Origin of the sequence: Pseudomonas subflava (assembly GCF_023823685.1) — a bacterium.
GTDB lineage: Bacteria > Pseudomonadota > Gammaproteobacteria > Pseudomonadales > Pseudomonadaceae > Aquipseudomonas > Aquipseudomonas subflava.
In genome coordinates, this window is the sequence record NZ_JAMXBF010000023.1 from 2,501 (window position 1) to 5,640 (window position 3,140).

The window sequence follows — 3,140 nt, forward strand, 5'->3', positions numbered from 1 at the left end:
ACTTTGATCCGGAGATCTCTGAATGGGGGAACCCACCTAGGATAACCTAGGTATCTTGTACTGAATTCATAGGTGCAAGAGGCGAACCAGGGGAACTGAAACATCTAAGTACCCTGAGGAAAAGAAATCAACCGAGATTCCCTTAGTAGTGGCGAGCGAACGGGGATTAGCCCTTAAGCTTCTTTGATTTTAGCGGAACGCTCTGGAAAGTGCGGCCATAGTGGGTGATAGCCCTGTACGCGAAAAGGTCTTAGAAGTGAAATCGAGTAGGACGGCGCACGTGAAACGTTGTCTGAACATGGGGGGACCATCCTCCAAGGCTAAATACTACTGACTGACCGATAGTGAACCAGTACCGTGAGGGAAAGGCGAAAAGAACCCCGGAGAGGGGAGTGAAATAGAACCTGAAACCGTATGCGTACAAGCAGTGGGAGCCTACTTTGTTAGGTGACTGCGTACCTTTTGTATAATGGGTCAGCGACTTATATTCAGTGGCGAGCTTAACCGAATAGGGGAGGCGTAGCGAAAGCGAGTCTTAATAGGGCGTTTAGTCGCTGGGTATAGACCCGAAACCGGGCGATCTATCCATGGGCAGGTTGAAGGTTAGGTAACACTGACTGGAGGACCGAACCGACTACCGTTGAAAAGTTAGCGGATGACCTGTGGATCGGAGTGAAAGGCTAATCAAGCTCGGAGATAGCTGGTTCTCCTCGAAAGCTATTTAGGTAGCGCCTCACGTATCACTCCAGGGGGTAGAGCACTGTTTCGGCTAGGGGGTCATCCCGACTTACCAAACCGATGCAAACTCCGAATACCTGGAAGTGCCGAGCGTGGGAGACACACGGCGGGTGCTAACGTCCGTCGTGAAAAGGGAAACAACCCAGACCGTCAGCTAAGGTCCCAAAGTTATGGTTAAGTGGGAAACGATGTGGGAAGGCTTAGACAGCTAGGAGGTTGGCTTAGAAGCAGCCACCCTTTAAAGAAAGCGTAATAGCTCACTAGTCGAGTCGGCCTGCGCGGAAGATGTAACGGGGCTCAAACCATACACCGAAGCTACGGGTGTCACGTAAGTGACGCGGTAGAGGAGCGTTCTGTAAGCCTGTGAAGGTGAGTTGAGAAGCTTGCTGGAGGTATCAGAAGTGCGAATGCTGACATGAGTAACGACAATGCGAGTGAAAAACTCGCACGCCGAAAGACCAAGGGTTCCTGCGCAACGTTAATCGACGCAGGGTTAGTCGGCCCCTAAGGCGAGGCAGAAATGCGTAGTCGATGGGAAGCGGGTTAATATTCCCGCACTTCTAGTTACTGCGATGGGGGGACGGAGAAGGCTAGGCCAGCACGGCGTTGGTTGTCCGTGTTTAAGGTGGTAGGCAGAGATCTTAGGCAAATCCGGGATCTTAATGCCGAGAACTGATGACGAGTGTCCTTTTGGACACGAAGTGGTTGATGCCATGCTTCCAGGAAAAGCCTCTAAGCTTCAGGTAACTAGGAACCGTACCCCAAACCGACACAGGTGGTCGGGTAGAGAATACCAAGGCGCTTGAGAGAACTCGGGTGAAGGAACTAGGCAAAATGGCACCGTAACTTCGGGAGAAGGTGCGCCGGTGAGGGTGAAGGACTTGCTCCGTAAGCTCATGCCGGTCGAAGATACCAGGCCGCTGCGACTGTTTATTAAAAACACAGCACTCTGCAAACACGAAAGTGGACGTATAGGGTGTGACGCCTGCCCGGTGCCGGAAGGTTAATTGATGGGGTTAGCGCAAGCGAAGCTCTTGATCGAAGCCCCGGTAAACGGCGGCCGTAACTATAACGGTCCTAAGGTAGCGAAATTCCTTGTCGGGTAAGTTCCGACCTGCACGAATGGCGTAACGATGGCGGCGCTGTCTCCACCCGAGACTCAGTGAAATTGAAATCGCTGTGAAGATGCAGTGTATCCGCGGCTAGACGGAAAGACCCCGTGAACCTTTACTGTAGCTTTGCACTGGACTTTGAGCCTGCTTGTGTAGGATAGGTGGGAGGCTTTGAAGCGTGGACGCCAGTTCGCGTGGAGCCATCCTTGAAATACCACCCTGGCATGCTTGAGGTTCTAACTCTGGTCCGTCATCCGGATCGAGGACAGTGTATGGTGGGCAGTTTGACTGGGGCGGTCTCCTCCCAAAGAGTAACGGAGGAGTACGAAGGTGCGCTCAGACCGGTCGGAAATCGGTCGTAGAGTATAAAGGCAAAAGCGCGCTTGACTGCGAGACAGACACGTCGAGCAGGTACGAAAGTAGGTCTTAGTGATCCGGTGGTTCTGTATGGAAGGGCCATCGCTCAACGGATAAAAGGTACTCCGGGGATAACAGGCTGATACCGCCCAAGAGTTCATATCGACGGCGGTGTTTGGCACCTCGATGTCGGCTCATCACATCCTGGGGCTGAAGCCGGTCCCAAGGGTATGGCTGTTCGCCATTTAAAGTGGTACGCGAGCTGGGTTTAGAACGTCGTGAGACAGTTCGGTCCCTATCTGCCGTGGACGTTTGAGATTTGAGAGGGGCTGACCTTAGTACGAGAGGACCGGGTTGGACGAACCTCTGGTGTTCCGGTTGTCACGCCAGTGGCATTGCCGGGTAGCTACGTTCGGAAAAGATAACCGCTGAAAGCATCTAAGCGGGAAACTTGCCTCAAGATGAGATCTCACTGGAGCCTCGAGCTCCCTAAAGGGCCGTCGAAGACTACGACGTTGATAGGTTGGGTGTGTAAGCGCTGTGAGGCGTTGAGCTAACCAATACTAATTGCCCGTGAGGCTTGACCATATAACACCCAAACAATCTGACGATTGTGGGTTTGGTCGAAGTCGACAAACCGAAGATTCAAGTTGAAACCGCAAAGCATCACATACCCAATTCGCTGTGGCGACTTAACACCGACACAGCAACCGAATTGCTTGACGACCATAGAGCGTTGGAACCACCTGATCCCATCCCGAACTCAGTAGTGAAACGACGCATCGCCGATGGTAGTGTGGGGCTTCCCCATGTGAGAGTAGGTCATCGTCAAGCTCCTATCCCCAAACCCCCATCCGAGCAATCGGGTGGGGGTTTGGCTTTTGGGCGCTAGAAAACTGCAACGAGCGGAGCCGCCCCGCGAACCCGCATGCG

2 rRNA genes (1 of these 2 cut by a window edge) are annotated in these 3,140 nt (G+C 53.1%); both read left to right on the forward strand.

Going from position 1 to position 3,140, the window contains the following annotated elements:
- Positions 1-2,795 (forward strand): 23S ribosomal RNA (locus NF616_RS21095); it begins 96 nt to the left of the window's first position.
- A 130-nt stretch (positions 2,796-2,925) separates the two neighbouring features.
- A 5S ribosomal RNA gene (rrf, locus tag NF616_RS21100) occupies positions 2,926-3,041 on the forward strand.
- The last annotated feature ends 99 nt before the right edge of the window (positions 3,042-3,140 follow it).